The organism is Pseudomonas sp. WS 5027, from assembly GCF_012985695.1.
In the GTDB taxonomy this organism is placed as follows: domain Bacteria; phylum Pseudomonadota; class Gammaproteobacteria; order Pseudomonadales; family Pseudomonadaceae; genus Aquipseudomonas; species Aquipseudomonas hygromyciniae.
This window is the reverse complement of sequence record NZ_JAAQWU010000006.1, coordinates 264,334-286,587: the sequence shown is the minus strand read 5'-3', so window position 1 is coordinate 286,587 and position 22,254 is coordinate 264,334. Positions and strand designations below refer to the sequence as shown.

Annotated in this window: 18 protein-coding genes and 4 tRNA genes; 3 read left to right on the top strand and 19 right to left on the bottom strand. The window is 59.3% G+C overall.

Annotated features, from left to right (window positions below):
* Positions 1-93 precede the first annotated feature (93 nt).
* The 6 genes from HBO09_RS10625 to leuC all read right to left on the bottom strand — a co-directional run bounded on the left by HBO09_RS10625 (position 94) and on the right by leuC (position 6,639).
* Positions 94-1,104 carry an aspartate-semialdehyde dehydrogenase gene (locus tag HBO09_RS10625; protein ID WP_169992306.1) on the bottom strand — a complete coding sequence of 337 codons (1,011 nt, stop codon included), beginning with the start codon at positions 1,102-1,104 and terminating at the stop codon, positions 94-96.
* A 239-nt stretch (positions 1,105-1,343) separates the two neighbouring features.
* The gene (gene asd, locus HBO09_RS10620; protein ID WP_169992308.1) at positions 1,344-2,456 is read right to left on the bottom strand and encodes an aspartate-semialdehyde dehydrogenase; all 1,113 of its coding nucleotides are present in this window, start codon (positions 2,454-2,456) and stop codon (positions 1,344-1,346) included.
* A 64-nt stretch (positions 2,457-2,520) separates the two neighbouring features.
* Positions 2,521-3,603 carry a 3-isopropylmalate dehydrogenase gene (gene leuB / locus HBO09_RS10615; RefSeq protein ID WP_169992311.1) on the bottom strand — a complete coding sequence of 361 codons (1,083 nt, stop codon included), beginning with the start codon at positions 3,601-3,603 and terminating at the stop codon, positions 2,521-2,523.
* 51 nt (positions 3,604-3,654) lie between these two features.
* Positions 3,655-4,419 (bottom strand): class I SAM-dependent methyltransferase, encoded by a 765-nt coding sequence (locus tag HBO09_RS10610; protein ID WP_169992313.1) that lies wholly within the window; start codon positions 4,417-4,419, stop codon positions 3,655-3,657.
* Positions 4,420-4,565: 146 nt separating this feature from the next.
* A complete protein-coding gene (gene leuD, locus HBO09_RS10605; RefSeq protein ID WP_003192559.1) occupies positions 4,566-5,210 on the bottom strand; it encodes a 3-isopropylmalate dehydratase small subunit in 645 nt (214 codons plus the stop codon).
* Between the two features lie 10 nt (positions 5,211-5,220).
* Complete coding sequence (gene leuC, locus HBO09_RS10600; RefSeq protein WP_169992315.1) at positions 5,221-6,639, bottom strand: 3-isopropylmalate dehydratase large subunit; 1,419 nt, start codon at positions 6,637-6,639, stop codon at positions 5,221-5,223.
* Between the two features lie 146 nt (positions 6,640-6,785).
* Here leuC and HBO09_RS10595 point away from each other — a divergent pair, with 146 nt between their 5' ends.
* Entirely contained in the window at positions 6,786-7,676 is an 891-nt protein-coding gene (locus tag HBO09_RS10595; protein WP_169992317.1) for a LysR family transcriptional regulator, read from the top strand.
* Between the two features lie 63 nt (positions 7,677-7,739).
* Positions 7,740-11,033, top strand: a complete 3,294-nt coding sequence (locus HBO09_RS10590) for an EAL domain-containing protein (RefSeq protein WP_169992319.1) — start codon at positions 7,740-7,742, stop codon at positions 11,031-11,033.
* 13 nt (positions 11,034-11,046) lie between these two features.
* On the opposite strand, the gene HBO09_RS10585 is transcribed toward HBO09_RS10590, so the two are convergent.
* From HBO09_RS10585 to gltX, 13 genes are all read right to left on the bottom strand, one after another.
* Positions 11,047-12,366, bottom strand: coding sequence for a hypothetical protein (locus HBO09_RS10585; protein ID WP_169992321.1), 1,320 nt, complete (start codon positions 12,364-12,366; stop codon positions 11,047-11,049).
* A 178-nt stretch (positions 12,367-12,544) separates the two neighbouring features.
* Positions 12,545-13,510: a hypothetical protein gene (locus HBO09_RS10580; protein ID WP_346266430.1), complete on the bottom strand. Its 966-nt coding sequence runs from the start codon at positions 13,508-13,510 to the stop codon at positions 12,545-12,547.
* A gap of 88 nt (positions 13,511-13,598) precedes the next feature.
* The gene (locus HBO09_RS10575; protein ID WP_169992323.1) at positions 13,599-14,498 is read right to left on the bottom strand and encodes a hypothetical protein; all 900 of its coding nucleotides are present in this window, start codon (positions 14,496-14,498) and stop codon (positions 13,599-13,601) included.
* Between the two features lie 568 nt (positions 14,499-15,066).
* Entirely contained in the window at positions 15,067-15,516 is a 450-nt protein-coding gene (locus tag HBO09_RS10570; protein WP_169992325.1) for an Hsp20 family protein, read from the bottom strand.
* Between the two features lie 117 nt (positions 15,517-15,633).
* Positions 15,634-16,593, bottom strand: a complete 960-nt coding sequence (locus HBO09_RS10565; protein WP_169992327.1) for a tRNA-dihydrouridine synthase — start codon at positions 16,591-16,593, stop codon at positions 15,634-15,636.
* Positions 16,594-16,759: 166 nt separating this feature from the next.
* Positions 16,760-17,200 (bottom strand): thioesterase family protein, encoded by a 441-nt coding sequence (locus tag HBO09_RS10560; protein WP_169992329.1) that lies wholly within the window; start codon positions 17,198-17,200, stop codon positions 16,760-16,762.
* A 55-nt stretch (positions 17,201-17,255) separates the two neighbouring features.
* Positions 17,256-18,089: an alpha/beta fold hydrolase gene (locus HBO09_RS10555; protein ID WP_169992331.1), complete on the bottom strand. Its 834-nt coding sequence runs from the start codon at positions 18,087-18,089 to the stop codon at positions 17,256-17,258.
* A gap of 30 nt (positions 18,090-18,119) precedes the next feature.
* Positions 18,120-18,659, bottom strand: a complete 540-nt coding sequence (locus HBO09_RS10550; protein ID WP_169992333.1) for a TetR/AcrR family transcriptional regulator — start codon at positions 18,657-18,659, stop codon at positions 18,120-18,122.
* A gap of 182 nt (positions 18,660-18,841) precedes the next feature.
* Positions 18,842-18,917, bottom strand: a tRNA-Glu gene (locus HBO09_RS10545).
* A gap of 78 nt (positions 18,918-18,995) precedes the next feature.
* Positions 18,996-19,071, bottom strand: a tRNA-Ala gene (locus HBO09_RS10540).
* A gap of 50 nt (positions 19,072-19,121) precedes the next feature.
* Positions 19,122-19,197, bottom strand: a tRNA-Glu gene (locus tag HBO09_RS10535).
* Positions 19,198-19,275: 78 nt separating this feature from the next.
* A tRNA-Ala gene (locus tag HBO09_RS10530) sits at positions 19,276-19,351 on the bottom strand.
* A gap of 147 nt (positions 19,352-19,498) precedes the next feature.
* Positions 19,499-20,980 carry a glutamate--tRNA ligase gene (gene gltX, locus HBO09_RS10525; RefSeq protein WP_169992335.1) on the bottom strand — a complete coding sequence of 494 codons (1,482 nt, stop codon included), beginning with the start codon at positions 20,978-20,980 and terminating at the stop codon, positions 19,499-19,501.
* Positions 20,981-21,178: 198 nt separating this feature from the next.
* Between gltX and HBO09_RS10520 the strand changes: the two genes are divergently transcribed.
* The gene (locus HBO09_RS10520; protein WP_169992337.1) at positions 21,179-22,225 is read left to right on the top strand and encodes an HlyD family secretion protein; all 1,047 of its coding nucleotides are present in this window, start codon (positions 21,179-21,181) and stop codon (positions 22,223-22,225) included.
* Positions 22,226-22,254: the final 29 nt, after the last annotated feature.

Below are 22,254 nucleotides of genomic sequence, written 5' to 3'. Positions count from 1 at the left end.
GAGCCGATAGGTCACCGACGCGCAACTTTTCGTGCATGGGGCCAAGCATAGCCCTTAGCTAGAATCAATCTACAAATTGCCGCCAAGTATCTTTTACGCAAGGTCTTTTATCAACAACTGTGCCAGTTGCACCGCGTTAAGCGCCGCGCCTTTACGTACGTTATCTGACGTCAGCCACAAGTTTAGTTCCGCCGGGTCGTCAATGCCGGCTCGCACCCGCCCCACGTAGACCACATCCTGACCGACCGCATCCCCAACAGCTGTAGGGTAATCACCCTCTTCCACCAGCTCGATACCCGGTGCCGACTCCAACAGGCGATTGACGGCGCCAAGGTCCACAGGGCTCGCCAGTTGCAGGGACACGCTCAGGCTATCGCCAAAAAACACCGGAGCTTGAACGCAGGTCGCGGAAATCTTCAGCAACGGTAAATCAAGCAAGGCGCGCAGTTCGTGCACCAGACGTTTTTCCAGGGCCGTGTGGCCCTGAGCGTCCGGCGTACCGACCTGGGCCAACAGGTTGAAGGCCATTTGCCGATCGAAGAACTTTGGCTCCAGGGGGCGCACATTCAATAACTCGGCGGTTTGCCGAGCCAGCTCGCTCACGGCTTCGCGGCCCTGGGCAGATACGGCCAGGTTGGCGGTGACGCTGACGCGCTGAATGTCCAACAAGCCCCGCAACGGCGCCAGAACCACCGCCAGATGAGTGGCGCACGGGCTTGGGCTAGCGAGCTGGAAGGGCTTTTTCAAGCCGTCCAGGACGTGGGCGTTGGCTTCCGGCACCACCTGAGGTGCTTGCTCGGCCGGCAAGGCGCCAGACAGGTCGATCAGCGAGCAACCTGCCGCCGTGGCGCGCGGGGCGAAACTCAAGGTGACCGGAGGGCCTGCCGCGAAAAAGGCCAGTTGCACCTTGCTGAAATCAAACTCGTCGACTTCCCGCACCCGCACGTTCTTGCCGCGAAATGGCACCGAAGCGCCGGCCGACTCACTGCTGGCCAGCAGGTGCAGGGTGCCGACCGGGAAATCCAACTCTTCGAGGATCTGTACCAGGGTTTCGCCAACGGTGCCGGTGGCGCCGATCACGGCGATATCAAAGGTCTGGGTCATGGAGGCTGCCTCGGGCATTGCGGGGGGAGCGGCACTTTACCGGGTGGTTGGGGGTGAGGCAATTAACCCAGGTTTTGTGGTGTGGCTGATGACCCTTTCGCGAGCAAGCCCGCTCCCACATTTGATTGCATTCACACATCAAAATGTGGGAGCGGGCTTGCTCGCGAAAGGGCCCTAAAGAGCAATAAAAAACCCACGCCTGTCACCAGAACGCGGGTTTGTTCAACACGCCAAAGCGATCAACGCTCCAGCAGGATCCGCAACATCCGGCGCAACGGCTCGGCCGCGCCCCACAGCAGTTGGTCACCAACGGTGAAAGCGCCCAGGTACTGGGTACCCATGTTCAGCTTGCGCAGACGCCCCACCGGAACATTCAGGGTGCCGGTGACCTTGGTCGGGCTCAGCTCCTGCATGCTGATATCACGGTTGTTCGGCACCAGCTTGACCCACGGGTTGTGCTGGCTGATCAGCCCTTCGATATCGGCGATCGGCACGTCTTTGTTGAGCTTGATGGTCAGCGCCTGGCTGTGGCAGCGCATGGCGCCGATCCGCACGCAGATACCGTCCACCGGGATCGGGTTCTTGAAGCGCCCGAGGATCTTGTTGGTCTCAGCCTGGGCCTTCCACTCTTCGCGGCTCTGGCCGTTCGGCAGTTCCTTGTCGATCCACGGGATCAGGCTGCCGGCCAATGGCACGCCGAAGTTCTCGGTCGGGTAGGCTTCGCTGCGCATGGCCTCGGCCACACGACGGTCGATGTCGAGGATCGCGCTGGCCGGGTCGGCCAGTTGATCGGCGACGGCGGCGTGGGTTGCGCCCATCTGCTTGATCAGCTCACGCATGTTCTGCGCACCGGCACCGGAGGCCGCCTGATAGGTCATGGCACTCATCCACTCCACCAGCCCGGCTTCGAACAGGCCACCCAGGCCCATCAGCATCAGGCTGACGGTGCAGTTGCCGCCGACATAGTTCTTGGTGCCGGCGTCGAGCTGCTGGTCGATGACCTTGCGGTTGACCGGGTCGAGGATGATCACCGCGTCGTCCTGCATACGCAGGCTGGACGCCGCATCGATCCAGTAACCCTGCCAGCCGGCTTCACGCAGCTTGGGGAAGACTTCACTGGTGTAGTCGCCGCCCTGGCAGGTCAGAATGACGTCGAGGGTCTTGAGCTCTTCAATGTTGTAGGCGTCCTTGAGCGGGGCGATATCCTTGCCCACGGACGGCCCTTGGCCACCGACATTCGAAGTGGTGAAAAACACCGGCTCAATAAGATCGAAATCCTGCTCTTCCAGCATCCGCTGCATGAGCACGGAACCGACCATACCGCGCCAACCGATCAGACCTACACGTTTCATCGCAACTACACCTTGTTAAAAAGTGGGCCGCCTTGCAGCAACAACTGCAAGCGGGCCCGAGAGATTACAGATTCCGCAGCGCGGCGACTACTGCGTCGCCCATTTCCTGCGTACCGACCTTGGTGCAACCCTGCGACCAGATGTCGCCCGTGCGCAGGCCCTGGTCCAGCACCCGGCTCACCGCCTGCTCGATCGCGTCCGCCGCTTCGCTCAGGTTGAAGCTGTAACGCAGCATCATCGAGACCGACAGGATGGTTGCCAGTGGGTTGGCAATGCCCTGGCCCGCGATATCCGGCGCCGAACCGTGGCACGGCTCGTACATGCCCTTGTTGTTGGTGTCCAGGGACGCCGACGGCAGCATGCCGATGGAACCGGTGAGCATCGAGGCCTGGTCGGACAGGATGTCGCCGAACAGGTTGTCGGTGACGATCACGTCGAACTGCTTGGGTGCACGCACCAGTTGCATGGCGGCGTTATCGACGTACATGTGGCTCAGCTCGACGTCCGGGTAGTCCTTGGCCACTTCTTCGACGATTTCCCGCCACAGCTGGCTGGAGGCCAGGACGTTGGCCTTGTCCACCGAGCAGACCTTTTTGCCACGCACACGGGCCATGTCGAAACCGACCCGGGCGATACGGCGGATTTCGCTCTCGCTGTACGGCAGGGTGTCGTAGGCCTGGCGCTCGCCATTTTCCAGCTCACGCACACCCCGTGGCGAGCCGAAATAGATACCGCCGGTCAGCTCGCGCACGATCAGGATATCCAGGCCCGCCACCACTTCCGGCTTGAGGCTCGACGCGTCGGCCAGTTGCGGGTAGAGGATGGCCGGGCGCAGGTTGCCGAACAGGCCCAGTTGCGCACGGATTTTCAGCAGGCCGCGCTCCGGGCGGATGTCGCGTTCGATCTTGTCCCATTTCGGCCCACCCACGGCGCCGAGCAGCACGGCGTCGGCAGCACGGGCACGATCCAGGGTTTCGTCGGCCAGGGGCACGCCATGCTTGTCGATGGCCGCGCCGCCGATCACGTCGTGGCTCAACTCAAAACCCAGGCTGTACTTGCTGTTGGCCAATTCCAGGACCTTGACCGCTTCGGCCATGATTTCCGGACCAATGCCGTCGCCAGGGAGAATCAGAATCTGCTTGCTCATGCTTTCCTCATTTCATCGGGCGACCTGCCCACGGGCAGGTCGGGAAAATTATTAGCGTTCGGCCCAGACCACCAGCACGTCGGTGCTGAAGGTGCCGTCGGCTTGAATCTCGAAATAATCGCGGACTTCCTGGCCCATCGCCTTTTGCAGTTCCAGGATCGCTGCGCGCAATACCTCTGGCGTGCGCATGCGCTCGACCCACGAGGTGTATTCCAGGCGCAGGCGCTGGCGACTGCTGTTGCGCACATGCAGGCCGGCTTCGCTGAGCTGGCGCATCCACTCGCCAGCGGAGTAATCGCGCACATGGCTGGTGTCGCGCAGCACTTCGACGGTTTGCAGGTAAGTGTCCAACAGCGGGCTGCCCGGTGACAAGACGTCGACAAATGCCGCCACGCCGCCCGGCTTGAGCACCCGGCGCACTTCGCGCAGGGCCAGGCCCAGGTCGCTCCAGTGATGGGCCGAGTAGCGGCTGAACACGAAGTCGAACTCGCCATCGGCAAACGGCAGACGCTCGGCGGCGCCGTGCAGGGTGCGGATATTGTCCAGGCCACGGTCTGCGGCAGCAGCGGCGACCACATCGAGCATTTGCTGCGACAGGTCGTAGGCCACCACTTCTTTGACCAACGGTGCCACGTGAAAACTCACGTGACCGGCGCCACAGCCCAGGTCCAACAGGCGCGCATCACCCTGCCCGGCCAGCTCGGCCTGCAGCAGTGCGAATTCGGTGCCCTGGGCGTGCACGGCACTGCTCAGGTAGGCCGAGGCCTGTTCGCCGAATTGTTTTTGCACGACTTGGGAGTGGGCGGTGCTGGTCATGGTGATGCTCCTGGCTTTTGTGTTGTTCATACCGGCCCTTTCGCGAGCAAGCCCGCTCCCACACTCGACCGAGTTCCTTCAGTTGAAATGCGATCAAATGTGGGAGCGGGCTTGCTCGCGAAGGGGCCAGTCCAGCCTACATAGAATTACGCGTCACGAAACAACCAAGGCTGGCTCGCCCGGTGCTTGGCTTCAAACGCTGCAATGGCATCGCCGTCCTGCAAGGTCAGGCCGATATCGTCCAGACCGTTGATCAGGCAGTGCTTACGGAACGCATCCACTTCAAAGTGATACACCTTGCCGTCCGGACGGGTCACGGTTTGCGCCGCGAGGTCGACGGTCAATTGGTAGCCCACATTGGCTTCCACTTGCTGGAACAACTCGTCCACTTCGGCATCGCTCAAGATGATCGGCAGCAAGCCGTTCTTGAAGCTGTTGTTGAAGAAGATATCGGCGTAGCTCGGCGCGATGATGCTGCGAAAGCCATATTCTTCCAGGGCCCAGGGCGCATGCTCACGGCTGGAACCGCAACCGAAGTTTTCCCGGGCCAGCAGCACACTGGCGCCCTGGTAACGCTCAGCGTTGAGCACGAAATCCTTGTTCAACGGGCGCTTGGAGTTGTCCTGGTAGGCATAGCCCACGTCCAGGTAGCGCCACTCATCGAACAGGTTCGGACCAAAACCGGTGCGCTTGATCGACTTCAAGAACTGCTTGGGGATGATCTGGTCGGTGTCCACGTTGGCACGGTCCAACGGTGCGACAAGACCTGTGTGTTGGGTAAAAGCTCTCATCGGGTATTCCTCAGATCAATTCGCGAACGTCGATGAAACGACCGTTGACGGCAGCCGCAGCGGCCATGGCCGGGCTGACCAGGTGGGTACGGCCACCGGCGCCCTGACGCCCTTCGAAGTTACGGTTGGAGGTGGACGCGCAATGCTCGCCAGACTCCAAACGGTCCGGGTTCATCGCCAGGCACATCGAACAGCCCGGCTCGCGCCATTCAAAACCGGCTTCGAGGAAGATCTTGTCCAGGCCTTCGGCTTCGGCCTGGGCCTTCACCAGGCCCGAACCAGGTACCACAATGGCTTGCTTGATGGTCGAGGCCACCTTGCGGCCCTTGGCGATCACCGCCGCGGCGCGCAGGTCTTCGATCCGCGAGTTGGTGCAGGAACCGATAAACACGCGGTCCAACTGGATATCGGTGATCGCCTGGTTGGCTTTCAAGCCCATGTACTTCAAGGCACGCTCAATGGAGCCGCGCTTGACCAGGTCAGCTTCCTTGGCCGGGTCCGGCACGTTCTGGTCAACGGCCAAGACCATTTCCGGCGAGGTGCCCCAGCTGACTTGTGGCTTGATCTGGGCCGCGTCGAGCTCGACCACGGTGTCGAACACTGCATCTTTATCGGAAACCAGGTCTTTCCAGGCCTCCACAGCGGCATCCCAATCGGCGCCTTGCGGAGCGAATGGACGGCCCTTGACGTATTCAACAGTCTTTTCATCCGCCGCCACCATCCCCACGCGCGCACCGGCTTCGATGGACATGTTGCAGATGGTCATGCGGCCTTCGATGGACAAATCGCGAATCGCGCTGCCGGCGAACTCGATGGCATGGCCGTTACCGCCGGCGGTGCCGATCTTGCCGATCACGGCCAGCACGATGTCCTTGGCGGTCACGCCGAAGGGCAAGGTGCCTTCGACCAACACCAGCATGTTCTTCATTTTCTTCGCGACCAGGCACTGGGTGGCGAACACATGCTCCACCTCGGAGGTGCCGATACCGTGGGCCAGGGCGCCGAACGCACCGTGGGTCGAGGTATGGGAGTCGCCGCAGACCACGGTCATGCCCGGCAAGGTTGCGCCCTGCTCCGGGCCGATAACGTGGACGATGCCCTGGCGCACGTCATTCATCTTGAACTCGGTGATGCCGTACTCATCGCAATAGTCGTCGAGGGTCTGGACCTGCAAGCGCGAGACCTGGTCGGCAATGGCTTCGATGCCGCCTTTGCGCTCCGGGGTGGTCGGTACGTTGTGGTCCGGGGTGGCGATGATCGAGTCGACGCGCCAAGGCTTGCGCCCGGCCAGTCGCAGGCCTTCGAACGCTTGGGGCGAGGTCACTTCATGGATGATGTGACGGTCGATGTAGATCAGCGATGACCCATCATCGCGCCGTTTCACTTCATGGGAATCCCAGAGTTTGTCGTAAAGCGTTTTGCCGGCCATCAGTCGGTCCTCATCAGCGTCTTTCTATGCCCTGGGCGTTGAACGATTCAATAACCCTTTGGCTTGTGAGGCTGATGCTATGGCGTTACATTAAATAACTCAAATTCATATTTTTCATGCTTTGGATAACCAACTGGAATACAACCATGGACCTGGCCAACCTCAATGCCTTTATTGCTATCGCCGAAACCGGCAGCTTCTCCGGGGCCGGGGAACGCCTGCACCTGACGCAACCGGCAATCAGTAAGCGCATCGCCGGCCTTGAGCAGCAACTGAAGGTGCGCCTGTTTGATCGACTGGGCCGTGAAGTCGGCCTGACAGAGGCCGGGCGCGCGCTGCTGCCTCGCGCCTATCAGATCCTCAATGTGCTGGATGACACCCGTCGTGCCCTGACCAACCTGACCGGCGAAGTCAGCGGGCGCCTGACCCTGGCGACCAGCCATCACATCGGCCTGCACCGCCTGCCCCCGGTTTTGCGTACTTTCACCCGGGAATACCCGAACGTGGCCCTGGATATTCAGTTCCTCGACTCGGAGGTGGCCTACGAGGAAATCCTCCATGGCCGTGCCGAAGTGGCCGTCATCACCCTGGCGCCGGAGCCGCACAACCTGGTGCGGGCCACCCCGGTCTGGGACGACCCCCTGGATTTCGTGGTGGCGCCCGAGCATAGCCTGGCCAATAACGGCACTATCAGCCTTGCCGACATCGCCCGCCATCCGGCGGTTTTCCCCGGCGGCAATACCTTTACCCACCATATTGTGCACCGGCTGTTCGAGGCCCAGGGCCTGACGCCGAACATCGCCATGAGCACCAACTACCTGGAAACCATCAAGATGATGGTCTCCATCGGCCTGGCCTGGAGCGTGTTGCCGCGCACTATGCTTGATGATCAAGTGGCCAGTATCGCTTTGCCGGGCATACAGCTCAGTCGCCAGCTAGGCTATATCGTGCACACCGAAAGGACGCTGTCGAACGCTGCGCGGGCTTTCATGAGCCTATTGGATGCACAGGTCGATCCGGCTGGGATGCCGGCATGAGGCCGTGCCGCCTGTAGACCCTGCTCCCGCGCCGAATGCCCATCGAGCCAAGGCCCCTTGATAATGCCCAACCCCGTCGATCCCATGCCGCCGCTGCCTCGTATTCACGCCCTGGACCCCCAGCAGGCGGAACAAAGCTGGGAAAGCGCCCCGCAGCTGCTGGCGGCGCTCAATGCCGCACGGCTCGGCGCCTGGAGCTGGGATATCGACAGCGGGCGGATCAGTTGGTCGCGCGGCACCCAGGCGCTGTTTGGTTTCGACCCCCGCCAGCCGCTGCCCAAGGACCTGGATTACCTCGACCTGCTGCCCCACGAGGACCGCGGACGGGTGATCCGGGCGTTCCATGCGGCACTCACAGGCGAACCCTTCGGGCAGGCCATGCACCATCGCATCCAATGGCCCGACGGCAGCCTGCACTGGCTGGAGATCAACGGCAGCCTGCTGCCGGACCCGTCCGGGCGACGCCGCATGATCGGGGTTATTCGAGAAATCACCCATCAGCGCGAGCGCGAACAAGCCCTCAGCCACTCCGAAAAACGCTTCGCCACGCTGTTTCATCTGTGCCCGAACATGGTCCTGCTGACCCGCCAGGAAGACGGCCTGATCAGTGAGGCCAACGAGTATTTTGAAAGCCTGTTTGGCTGGCCGGTAACCGATGCCATTGGCCGCACGACCCTGGACCTGGGGCTGTGGGTGCATCCGGAACAACGAGCCCTGCTGGTCAAGGCCACCCAGCGCAAGGGCGAACCCATCACCATGGAGGTGCAGTTTCGCGCCAGTAATGGGCAAATCCATGACGGCACACTGAGCGCGCAAAAGGTCGAACTCGACGGCCAGGCCTACCTGATCAGCACCTTCCTCGACACCACCGAGCGCAAGAACGCCGAACAGGCCCTCAAGGACAGCCAGGAGCGCCTGGACCTGGCCCTGGATTCGGCCCAACTGGGCACCTGGGACTGGCATATCCCCAGCGGCATGCTCTATGGCTCGGCGCGGGCCGCACAGTTGCACGGCCTGGAACCGCACCCGTTCCATGAGTCCTTCGATGCCTTCTTTGAAGGTATGCCCGATGAAGAGCGCGCCAGTATGCGCGACGCCTATCGCACCTTGCGTGAAGGCCCGGCAGGCAATTACCAACTGACCTACCGCGTGCAACTGGAAGACGGCCGCTCGCGCTACCTGGAAAGCCGCGCCCGCCTTTACCGTGACACGCAGGGTGCACCACTGCGCATGGCCGGCACGCTGCTGGATATCACCGATCAGGTGGAGCGTGAACAACGCCTGAGCGCCTCGGAAGAGAAGTTCGCCAGCCTGTTTCTCGCCAGTCCCGACCCGATCTGCGTCACACGCCTGGCCAGCGGTGAATTCATCGAAATCAATCCCAGCTTCAGCCAGACCTTTGGCTGGAACGCCGCCGAAGTCATCAATCACACCGCCGAGCAGATCGGCTTGTGGGATGAGCCGACCCAACGCCTGCAGCGCATCGAGCAGGTGATCCGCGAACAAGCGCTGAACAACGTGGCGATCATCGTCCACCACAAGAATGGCCAGCGTCTGACCTGCATGATTTCCAGCCGGCTGATCACGGTCGGCAACCAGCCCTGCGTGGTCACCACCCTGCGCGATATCACCCAGCAACAGCGCTCGGAAGCGGCGCTCAAGGCCAGCGAGGAAAAATTCGCCAAGGCCTTTCACTCAAGCCCCGACGCGGTATCCATTACCGAGCGTGACACCGGGCGCTACGTGGAGGTCAATGACGGTTTCTGTCGCCTGACCGGCTACCGCGCCGAGGAAGCCATTGGCCTGACCCTTTACCAGATCGGCATCTGGGCCGATGACAATCAACGCGCCGCCCTGCTGGCCGAGCTGCAGATCAAGGGCCGTATCCACCACCTGGATATGCTCTGGCGCAACAAGCGCGGCGAGTTGCTGGCAGTGGAAGTGTCGGTCGAGCCCATTACCCTCAATGAAACGCCGTGCCTATTGCTCACGGCACGGGATGTCAGCCTGTTGAAAAGCGCGCAGGCGCAGATCCGCCACCTGGCCTATCACGACCCGCTGACCAACCTGCCCAACCGCGCGTTACTGATGGACCGCCTGAGCCAGCAGATCGCTTTGCTCAAACGCCACAACCTGCGCGGCGCGCTGCTGTTTCTGGACCTGGACCACTTCAAACACATCAACGATTCCCTCGGGCACCCGGTGGGCGATACCGTGCTGAAAATCGTCACCGCGCGCCTGGAAGCCAGCGTACGCATGGAGGACACCGTGGCGCGCCTGGGCGGTGATGAATTCGTCGTACTGCTCAGCGGCCTGGAAGGTTCGCGAATGGAGGTCAGCAAACAGGTGCAGGTGCTGTCCAACACCCTGCGAGAACTGCTGTCGGAACCGATGTTCCTCGATGGCCAACGCTTACAGGTCACCCCCAGTATCGGTGTTGCGCTGATTCCCGACCACGGCTCGACCCCGGCGGACCTGCTCAAGCGCGCGGACATTGCCCTGTACCGGGCCAAGGACTCCGGGCGCAACACCACGCAGATGTTCCATAACAGCATGCAACGCACCGCCAGCGAGCGTCTGCGCATGGAGACGGACCTGCGCCTGGCGTTGTCGCGGGGCGAGTTCAGCGTGCATTACCAACCCCAGGTCGATGCCCGGGGCAATCGCATTGTCGGCGCCGAAGCCCTGGTGCGCTGGCAACATCCACAGTTGGGCGCACAATCACCGACAGAGTTCATCAAGGTCCTGGAGGACAGCGGTCTGATCCTCGAGGTGGGCACCTGGATCCTCGATGAAGCCTGTGCCACCTTTGCCAGGCTGATTGCCGAGGGCCTGGTGAAGCCCGAGAGTTTCAGCCTGTGCGTGAACATCAGCCCCCGGCAGTTTCGCCAGAACGATTTTGTCGAACGGGTGGAACACAGCCTCAAGCGGCACCAGTTGCCCTTTAGCTTGCTGAAACTGGAAATCACCGAAGGCATCGTGATTCAAAACCTGGACGACACCATCAACAAAATGCGGCGCCTGAAAAAACTCGGGGTCAGCTTCGCCATGGACGACTTCGGCACCGGTTACTCATCATTGACCTACCTCAAGCGCCTGCCGGTCGACGCCCTGAAAATCGATCAGTCCTTTGTCAGGGACGCCACCCACGACCCGAACGATGCAGAGATCATCCGCGCAATCGTAGCCATGGCGCGCAGCCTCAACCTTGAAGTGATTGCCGAGGGCGTGGAAACCCCCGAGCAACTGGCGTTCCTGCAAGGCTTGGGCTGCCACCTGTATCAAGGCTACTTGCACAGCCGACCATTGCCCGTGGAGACGTTCATGCAACTGTTGAGGGACGGCGCGCAGACCTGAAAACAACCGGACGTCAGACCAATTTCAACGCTCGCACGAAGTAGCCCTTCCAGTCCGAGGCTTCCAGGCTGCGTTTTTGCCCATACAGGTCGAACATTCCGTCAACGACCGTCACTGAGTGACTGGTATCAGCCAGCGTTCCAATGGCCCCGTCAATCAGTTCTTGAACCGTGCTTTCCCGGACATAGGCATGCAGCCCCAGCCTGCGAAGCGCCGACCCGGGATACTCGCCGTCACTCAAGGTTTGCATGGCGATCTCATAACTCTGGTTTGCACGACCGTCGTTGTTCTCCAATTGCGCCCGCTTGGCACTGACGGCGTACAAGAAATTGGCATCGGCCAAAAGTGCCTGGTCGCTGCCCTTCAAACCGGAGTGCGCCTTGGCCTTTTTCAACTCATCGTGGGTCACAGTCAGTTTGTAGCCATCTCGCATGACCACTTCGTATCCATCAGCGGTGGCGGAGATTTTTTTATAGATGCCTTGCGGATTTTGCCCAAACCTCATCATGGCGGCCTTGATCGCGGACACCGTGACGCAGTTGCCTTCCACGCCCTGGTAAAAACCACTCCAGATATTAGCGGGACGAACACCCACACGCGCATTTGAGATAAGCAGATCATTTGTATCAGTGGTTTCAACGGGCGCATCTGGCGCCTTCTTATCATTGAACAACATATAACCGTAACTTCTGTCGACCTTGCGCTGCTCCGAATATACATGCTGGGTATTATCCATCACGAACGCAGAGCCAAAGTTATGGGTTTCTACGATCCCCAATGCGCCACCCGCCGCCATATAAGTTGTAGGCAAAAACTGCGCAAAACCCATCATCCCCATACCACGCAGGCAGTTCTGCGTGGTTTCACCTTCAAGACTCTTGAGCAAGACACTCTCGAAACGTTCATGATTGCCGGTGAGCTGCTTGCGCTTGATAAAAGCCGCAAGCACAACGTTGGCCTGCGAAATAGCCGTCCCATCACTCCCGGAAAATCGTGACGCCTGTGCGGTCAGCCTCAGCTCCTCGGCAGACACATGAACTTTAAACTCATCCTTCATAGTGATCTCATAACCGTCGCCCACCGCCTTGACCTTCTCGAACATATCATGGGGACTTTGACCAAACGTCATCATCATCAACTTGATGACTGCAGCATGAGTACTGTTATCAAAGGACTCGCCAAAGTTGCCTCGAGTGGCGGTAAACGCTTTCAAAATACCATGGGGTTTCGCCCCTTCCGCCGCCGACAAGGTCACTGAAGACAAACGCTTGATGGGCTGGTGATCCGCCCTGAAACCATCAAATACTGCTCGACCCAACAGTCCTACATTCATAAAAACCTCCTACCCAATCCATTATTAAAGACGCGACAAAGCACACATCGCCGACAAGCGAAGAACTTCACAACTTAAAAAACAGTAACAAGCAAAAACCTGCGCAGGATAAAGACAGCCAACTTTATTATTAAAAACAACATCCACTGCAAAAACGATTACTTACCAACAATATTAATCAATCAACTAACGCCACTGCATGCCCATGGGTTGGCGTCTTTCCTTTTCTCCCCCACCACTCTTCCTTACCGCCAATCACCGCAACTGAATGCCCAGTCCGGTTGACCATACCGACTTGCCCCTTGGCCAGGACACTTACAGCCACGCGCCGCATGTATTTCTTCAACCCCAAGCGCAGAAACCCTTCTCCCGCCCCTCTCTCATCTTCACCGTCATTCAGGCTACGGATTGCCGCGCTAAAACTTCTCGCCGCCCGGCCATCGTTGTTTTCCATCTGCGCGCGCTTGGCGCTGACAGCAAACAGGAATTGAGCATCCTTGAGCATTCCCCTGTCTCGTCCAAAAAAGCGCGCCCCCGTTGCCGCTTGCTTCAACTCTTGCTCGGTAAGCGTCAGCTGAAAGTCATCTCGCATGGTGATGGCATAGCCGCGCTCGGTCTTACTGACTTTTTTATAAATGTCCGTCGGGCTTTGCCCAAACTTATGCATGGCCGCCTTGATTGCCGATACCGTTACGCAGTTACCATCGGGACCTTGACGAAAACCGCTCCAGATATCATCGGCCTTCGCCCCATTACGTTTATCCGAGAGACAATCAAGAGGCGGGGTGGGTGGAGTTACTGCGGGTGTAGGCTCCACCTTGGGTAAGGCCAGATCGGGGGTGGTCTCGTCAAAAACGAGCTTCTCTTTGTTCCGGCCAGACAACAGGACTGACATCTGATTGAAAAAAGCCCTGAACATTGAGACAAGGCCCTTTAATTCCGCCTCCAGGCTTTCCGAGTAATTACTGAAACCCGTTGATTTGTTATTTTCAGCAAGATGGCGGGATACGCCAATGACACTCGCGTTATGCCGCAGGGGTGTTTGGCTCACAGTTTTTAAACTACCCTGCGTCCTTGCTGAACAATCGCACATAGCATTTGAAGTACTGTAAACACTTAAAACAGACATCATTTGTTCTCCCACAAAGTGCCCCTCCGGCCGTCACTTGACCGGAGAAGCAACTGATTGAAACCAACAACTGGAGTTGGTGCTTATTGCTGCAATGGATGCCCTAGACCCGGCGAGAAAAACCCCGTGCCCTGCCTATTTCATCTGGGCCACGACCAGGGCCCGGGGACGTCAGATCCGGTTCTGGTACAGGGTTGTGCTGCGGCACCGCAGGTGTTGGCCGGGGGAGAACCTCAGGACGTACGTGCACGTGGGGCTCCGGTACTGCCCGATCAGGCACTAAACCGGGCTTTATGTGTTTGTCGTTCACGAATACTGTCGGCCTGTGCACCAGGTCGGGCCTGATATGAGTGTCGATCATCGGCGAGGGCCGGGGATGGGGTCGCACTGGCACCGTAGGTCGAGGGTCCTCCGGGCAGTGGCAATTGTTTATGTTGAGATCGAGGTTCACCCGCACCACGGTGTCAGACGACACCTTGGAATCGGTACCTGCAACCTTTGGCATAATCGTGATATCGGGCACCACCACAGATTGCTTGCCGCCCTCCAACTTCACTCTGGCATCCGCACCTGGGATCGCAGGCTTGCTGTCGGACAGCACCTTGAGGTCCTTGCCGGGCGCCACCGGTTTGTCCGCGATTAGTCCATTCTTCTGCGGACGCTTGTCCGCTTCGACCTGCACTTTTGCGTCCTGTCCGGTGGTCAGCACTTTGTCAAAAAGTGTGGGTTCAAGTGAAGGTTTCTTGCCAGACAACATGTCTCGCATCGCTTTGAAAACAAGCTCAAACATATCAAACAGCTTTGAAAATGCTTCCGCACTGAAGGCTACGCCGTTACGGCCGACCTCTACAGGGCGATTATTTTCAGGCAAAACCGTTGGTTTATTACCCAGTAACTTATTCCCCTCCCCAAGGGGCATGGGTACTGGCATCGGTGACGGCAGGTCAAGTGGGCGATTGGGGACAATAACACTTGGAGGATTATTAAAAGACAGATAAGACATTATTCATTCCTCTTCTCAGAACAGCACCAGGGTGTTCAAACACCCCTAACGAATACTAGTTACTTAAAACTTGAAACGGCGGTCACCGCTTCGAAGTCCCTAGTTTCGTGGAGCAAAAAACGTTCGAGTTCCAGAAATCGCGGAAAACATAAGGACACCAAAAGAAAACTTCAGACTTTTACCCATGGACATCTGCAAAAAACCTGCTACCCAAGGGCTTCCTCTGAAAAAAGCGATGTCATACCCGCTAATAAACAGCGCCCATGAAAAAAAAACGATATGATTACTTGAACTTCCTTTACCGCGCCCATGCTATTCACCGCGCGTTAATACTGTTGCCGCTCTATAAAAAATCGAAAAACAAATAGTCGTACTCACCCCCTCAACTGGCTGGCACTACAATTACGTTACATATACCCGCTCTTAATAAACCAGACTGAACAACAAAACCAAACATGAACCTCACCGGGAGCGACTGAATTACGTGCTCATCCAGCAAAGCCTTAAACAAAAAAAGGGCGCCAGAGGCGCCCTTTTCAGAGGAAGTGAAAAACTTAAAAACATGAACTCAATGTTGCAAAGCCGGCTTCTGCGCGCCATTGATTGGAATGCGCTTGGCCTTGGCTTCTTCCGGCACCACCCGTAACAGGTCGATACTCAGCAAGCCGTTGCTCAGGTCCGCCGCCTTGATTTCAATGTGATCCGCCAAGCGGAACGACAATTTGAAGGCGCGCTGGGCAATGCCTTGATGCAGATAAGTGACACTCTCAGCCTTGGTATCGCGCTTGCCGCCACTGACGGTCAATACGCCCTTCTCCACCTGCAGCTCTAGGTCATCTTCCTGGAAGCCGGCAGCCGCGATGACAATGCGGTACTCGTCGTCGCCGTGCTTCTCGACGTTGTAGGGTGGGTAGCTGCTGCCCGGCTCATTGCGCAGTGCAGTCTCGAACAGGTCATTGAAACGGTCGAAACCCACCGACGAGCGGAACAGCGGCGCCAGGGAAAATGCAGTACTCATGGTCAAATCTCCTGAAATATCAGCAAGGTTCTTTATCTCCACGACCCGAATTCGGCATCGTGTAATCCCTAGATAAGGACCGCCAATTACATTTCAAGAGAGGCCGTAGGAAAAATTTCAGGCCACTTGCGGGTGGGGCATTCCGAGTAAACGGCTGACCTGCTGAAGGTCGGTTTCCCTGCGCAACGCGGTAAACAGCTCCACGGCTTGCGGGTAGTTACGCGTCAGCATGGCCAGCCACTGCTTCAGGCGACCCGGTGCCTGGCGCTCAGTCAATTGCGCCACGGACTGCCTCCAGAATTCCTGGAGCATGGGCTGCATGTCCTCCCAGGTCATTTCCACCACCTCGTGACCTGCGCGCGCAGCAGCGATCTGTCGGGCCAGGTCGGGACGCGCTACCAGGCCGCGACCCAGCATGATGTCTTCGACCCCGCTGATCTCACGGCAGCGCCGCCAATCCTCGACACTCCAGATATCACCATTGGCAAATACCGGCACCTTGACCACGTCCTGCACCCGCGGGATCCATTCCCAGTGCGCAGGCGGCTTGTAGCCATCGGCCTTGGTTCGCGCATGCACCACGATATGCGCTGCGCCGCCTTCGGCCAGGGCCGTGGCGCACACCAGCGCGCCATCCGGGCTGTCGAAGCCCAGGCGCATCTTGGCGGTCACTGGGATATGCGCAGGCACTGCGCGACGCACATGTTCGACGATCTGGTTGAGCAGCTCCGGCTCCTTGAGCAGCACCGCACCGCCACGGGATTTGTTGACGGTCTTGGCCGGGCAGCCGAAGTTAAGGTCAATAACCTCAGAACCCAACTCACAGGCCAACGCGGCGTTTTCCGCCAGGCACACTGGGTCGGAACCGAGCAACTGCACGCGCAACGGCACGCCCGCAGCGGTCTTGGCGCCGTGCAGGAGTTCAGGAGCAAGCTTATGGAAATAGGCCGGGGTCAGCAGGCGGTCGTTGACCCGGATAAATTCGGTCACGCACCAATCGATACCGCCAACCTGGGTCAGCACGTCCCGAAGGATGTTGTCGACCAACCCCTCCATGGGCGCCAAGGCAATTTGCATGGAAAACACTCAACGAAAAACGTGGCGCAGTTTACTGGGTTTCCCACAGCAACCGTTAACCCTACCGCCCATGTAGGAGCGAGCTTGCTCACGAAAAGCGCCCAGACGACACGGTAAAACTGATCGACCGCGTTATCGTTGACGTTCTTCGCGAGCAAGCTCGCTCCTACATGGACGATGCCGTAAGCGCTACGCCATAGCCCTCGACAAACTCTGCGGGCATGCGCTTGGGCTTGCCGCTGGAGAGCTCGATACAGACAAAGGTGGTTTGCGCACGCAACAAGGTAGTGCCATCGCTGGGGCGCATCAGTTGAAAGCGCCGGGTCATTTTCAGGCGCTGGTCCCAGTCGACAATCCACGTGGCCAATTGCAACTCGTCGCCTTCGTAGCCCGCCGCAAGGTAGTCGATCTCATGGCGCACAACCGCCATGGCCCGGTCCAGGCGCCGGTACTCGGAGAGATCCAGGCCCAGGCGCTGGGAGTGGCGCCAGGCGCAACGCTCCAGCCAGGACACGTAGACGGCATTATTGGCATGCCCCAGGCCGTCGATGTCCTCAGGGGCCACCTGCAGATCGATGATAAACGGCTTTGCCAAGTCCCAGCCCATGCCCTGCTCCCGGTCGATTAATGTCGGCGGGGAGCAGTGTAACCCATCGTTCGGCTCAAGCGGTTTGCCGGGCCGGCTCACGGCAGCCGGCGAGCAGCGCCAGCACACCTTCGATCACCCTTGGATCGGCCAGGACTTTCTGGTGCCCGCCCTGCTCCAGACGCAACAGGCGACTGTCGAACCAGGCCTCATGGATCATCTGAGAGGCTTTTACCGGAACGAAGGTGTCATCTTCGGCATGCACGATCAGCCCCGGGATGTTCATTTGATAGTGGGCGACATCCAGATGCTTGAGCGGGATGCCCAGCGAGTACTCGACCTCTTGGATAAACGCCGTGCGCGCCCGCTCCGGCATGCCGACCACCCCGGCAAAGCCACGCAATACATCAAGCAAGCGTGAAGGGGCAGCAATGCTCACCAGCGCATTGGTGCGCAGGCCCAACTGGATGGCCAGCATCGCACTGGCGCCACCCATGGAGTGGCCCACCACCGCGTGCAAGGGCGGCAACTCAGCGGCAGCTTCCAGCATCGCCCGGGCAAACAGCACCACATGGGCTTCGCGGCCCGGCGAACGACCATGGGCCGGACCGTCGAGCGCTATCACCGAGTAACCCGCGCCCACCAGTGCGTCGATCAGGCTGGCGAACTGGGTCGGGCGCCCTTCCCAGCCATGCATCATCAGCACCGCCGGGCCCTGGCCCCAGCGCAGGGCCGACAGGCCAAAGCGCAAGGTGACGCGCTCGGCCTGCGCCAGCAATGGCAACTCCCAATCACGCGGCGGCAAGTCCCGCGGCGTCATGAAGGCGCGACGCATCTGATTGGCGATAGTTTGCGGGGCCAGCCTGCCCAAGGTGCCGTTGACGCGGCGAATCCAGCTTAAGGTGCTCATCCATTCACTCCCCAGGCTCACAAGCCTTGTTCAGCGCACTGCCGACTTGGAGGCGCGCAATACACGATCCGATAATTCGCCTGGCCCCAAGGCCCGGGCCAATGCCAGGCCACCAATCATCAAGGCCATGTCGGCCAGGGCCTTGTCGGTGTCTTCCGGGCTGGCGGCCAGCTGTGCGGCCATCAACTCGACATGCTGGTTCAATACATTGCGAAACTCATCCGGCAGGCGGCTCATCTCGCCAACCGTGGCCGGGATCGGACAGGCTTGGGCGGTAGAATCGCGGTGCTTGCGCGAGAGGTAGAACGCAGCGACCAGGGCTCGGCGTTCTTCGCCTGTCAGACTGGGGTCCATATCGTCGATAGATGCCCGACGCCGCGCCAATAGTTGCTCGAACGCCTCCAGCATCAGGGCGTCCTTGCTTTCAAAGTGGGCGTAGAAGCCACCAACGGTCAGCCCCGCCGCCCCCATGACTTCACCCACACTCGGTTCGGCCGGGCCACGCTGGATCAGCGCGGAGCTGGCGGCCTGCAGAATACGTTCACGGGTTTGCGCTTTTTTATCGCTCATGACGGCCTCCGAATATTACGGTTAAAATATTATCTGCATAATAATTTTTAGCAAGCGGTGAATTCGACCGTTGGTCAGAAGAGGTATTTTGAAGAGGGTGGGAGAAAACCCAAACGCCAGACAAACAAAAGGGCCATTCAATAATTGAATGACCCTTAAAAATCCCGCATAGCGGGTAATCGTGGCGTCCCCTAGGGGACTCGAACCCCTGTTACCGCCGTGAAAGGGCGGTGTCCTAGGCCACTAGACGAAGGGGACACAAACCTTCTATACACATGATCAGGCTGAGACTGATCGATCCAAGGACGGTGTGGCCGGAACCTTGAACCTGTAAATTGGTGGAGCTAAACGGGATCGAACCGTTGACCTCTTGCATGCCATGCAAGCGCTCTCCCAGCTGAGCTATAGCCCCGGATTTTTCGTCTCGCGACGCAGCAGACCTTGCGAACTGCTTGTTGAAACTGGCGTCCCCTAGGGGACTCGAACCCCTGTTACCGCCGTGAAAGGGCGGTGTCCTAGGCCACTAGACGAAGGGGACAAAACCTTCTGTACAACTGATCAGAGCTGAGTTCTGATCGATTCAAGGACGGTGTGGCCAGACCTTGAACCTGTAAATTGGTGGAGCTAAACGGGATCGAACCGTTGACCTCTTGCATGCCATGCAAGCGCTCTCCCAGCTGAGCTATAGCCCCTCATCGGTGAGGACGGGGCGAATCTTAATGGTGGTTTGGAAACGTGTCAAATTTATTTTCAACAATTTCCAAACTTTTTTGCCGGGATAACAATCACTTACCGACGAAACCCCGGAAAACCTGGGTTTCGTCGTTTCAACAGGCTCCTTAAGCGATAGCGCCCAGCAGCTTTTCCCATTCCTTGTTTTCTTTCTTCGACACACCGCCAAGCAAATCAAGGGCTTGGCGCAGACGGAAACGGGTCAGGTCAGGACCAAGGATTTCCATCGCATCCAGTACCGACACCGAACTGGCTTGCCCGGTAATCGCAGCAAACATCAGCGGCATGGCATCGCGCAGTTTCAATTCCAGGGATTCGACCACGGCTTGGATGGTGGCGGTGATGGCATCCTTTTCCCACTGGCGCAGGCTTTCGAGTTTCCACAGGATCAACTGCATCAACTGGCGAACCTGGTCACCCGAGAGCTTCTTGGACTCGAATAGCTTGGCATCCGGGTTCACGCCACCGGCAAAGAAGAAGCTGGCCAACGGTGCGACCTGGCTGAACGTCTCCACCCTGCCCTGCACCAGCGGCGCGATCTTCATCATGTACTCAGGGTTCAACGCCCATTGCTGCACACGGCTGGCAAACTCTTCCACTGGCAGGTCACGCAGCCATTGGCCATTGAGCCACGACAGCTTCTCGATATCGAAGATCGGCCCGCCCAGTGAGACGCGGGATAGGTCGAAGTTATCGACCATTTCCTGCAGGGAGAACTTCTCGCGCTCGTCCGGCATCGACCAGCCCATGCGGCCCAGGTAGTTGAGCATCGCTTCAGGCATAAAGCCCATGCGCTCGTAGAACGTCACCGAGGTCGGGTTCTTGCGCTTGGACAGCTTGCTCTTGTCCGGGTTACGCAGCAGCGGCATGTAGCACAACTGCGGCTGCTCCCAGCCGAAGTATTCGTAGAGCAGGATCAACTTGGGTGCCGACGGCAGCCATTCTTCGCCACGCAGCACGTGGGTGATGCCCATCAGATGGTCATCGACCACGTTGGCCAGGAAGTACGTCGGCAGGCCGTCGGTCTTCATCAGCACTTGCATGTCCATGCGATCCCACGGGATCTCCACATCACCGCGCAACATGTCCGGCACCACGCACACGCCTTCGCTCGGCACTTTCATGCGGATCACGTGAGGCTCGCCCGCGGCCAGACGCCGGGCTACTTCTTCCTTGGACAGCAGCAGCGCACGACCGTCGTAGCGCGGGGTTTCGCCACGGGCCTGTTGCTCGGCGCGCATCTGGTCCAGTTCTTCGGCGGTGCAGAAGCACGGGAAGGCGTGGCCCATATCGACCAGTTGCTGGGTGTACTTCTTATAGATGTCGCTGCGCTCGCTCTGGCGATAGGGGCCGTGTGGGCCGCCCACATCCGGACCTTCAGCCCAGGTAATACCCAGCCAGCGCAGGGCATCGAAAATCTGCTGTTCCGACTCACGGGTCGAACGCACTTGGTCCGTGTCTTCGATCCGCAGGATGAATTCACCGCCGTGCTGCTTGGCAAAGCAGTAGTTGAACAAGGCGATGTAGGCAGTACCGACGTGGGGATCCCCAGTAGGCGATGGCGCGATGCGCGTGCGGACGGTGGTCATGGCGGGTCTCGAATGGGCAATAAAGCTGAAAATAAAACAAGGGGCGAATGGTAACAGCCCCAAGCCCCCCGGCTCCAGCGTGGGCCGATCAACAAAGGGCATATAAGCCAAGGTTGGGGCTGCAAGCGTGAGATAGCTATTTGCCAGATCGTTAGCTGGCTATATTCCATTACCTTTTGTAACTGACACTGCGCCGCCATGCCTGCCCAACTCAAACGCCGCCTGTTTATCTTCCTGTTCATCGTCGCCTTGATCGCCGCGGGCTTCTTCGCCCACTGGTTCTTCAAGGGGCGCTTTTATGAAAGCACCGACAACGCCTACGTGCAGGGCGAGATCACCCGGGTCTCCAGCCAGCTCGGCGCACGCATTGCCGAGGTCAAGGTGGGCGATAACGAGCACGTGGAAAAAGGCCAGTTGCTGGTCATTCTGGAACAGGACGACTTCCTGCTGGCCATCGACCGCGCCAACGCCGCCCTCGCCACCCGCGAGGCCGAACGCTTGCAGGCCACGAGCAAGCTGACCCAGCAGGCCAGCCTGATCGCCGCCGCCGATGCCCAGGTGTCGTCCAGCCAGGCGACCCTGGGCCGCGCGCAGATCGACTTGTCCCGCGCGCAAACCCTGCGCAAGCCCGGCTATGTCTCGGAAGAACGCGTCACCACCCTCTCAGCCGATAACCATATCGCCCGCTCCCAGGTCGCCAAGGCTCAGGCCGACCTGCAAGGCCAGCGCCAACAGGTCAGCGCCCTGAACGCCGAAATCAAGCGCCTAGACGCGCAGATCGCCAATGCCCGCGCCGACCTCGCCCAGGCAGAACTGAACCTGACCCGCAGCGAAATCCACGCGCCCATCAGCGGTCTGATCGGTCAACGCGCCGCGCGCAACGGCCAATATGTGCAGGCCGGCGCGTATCTGCTGTCCATCGTTCCCGACCAGGACATCTGGATCCAGGCCAACTTCAAGGAAACCCAGATCGGCCACATGGCCCCTGGGCAAAAAGCCGAACTGACCTTCGATGCCTATAGCGACACCCCTATCGAAGCCCGCGTCGACAGTTTGTTCGCCGCCTCCGGTGCGCAGTTCAGCCTATTGCCGCCAGACAATGCCACCGGCAACTTCACCAAAGTCGTACAGCGTATTCCGGTAAAACTCACCTTCGCCGCCGACAACCCACTGCACGGCAAGATCCGCCCCGGCATGTCGGTGACCGTCAAAGTGAAGATCCAAGACCCTGACCATGGCCGGTGATCAACTGCTGCGCCCGGTCGGCGAACCGA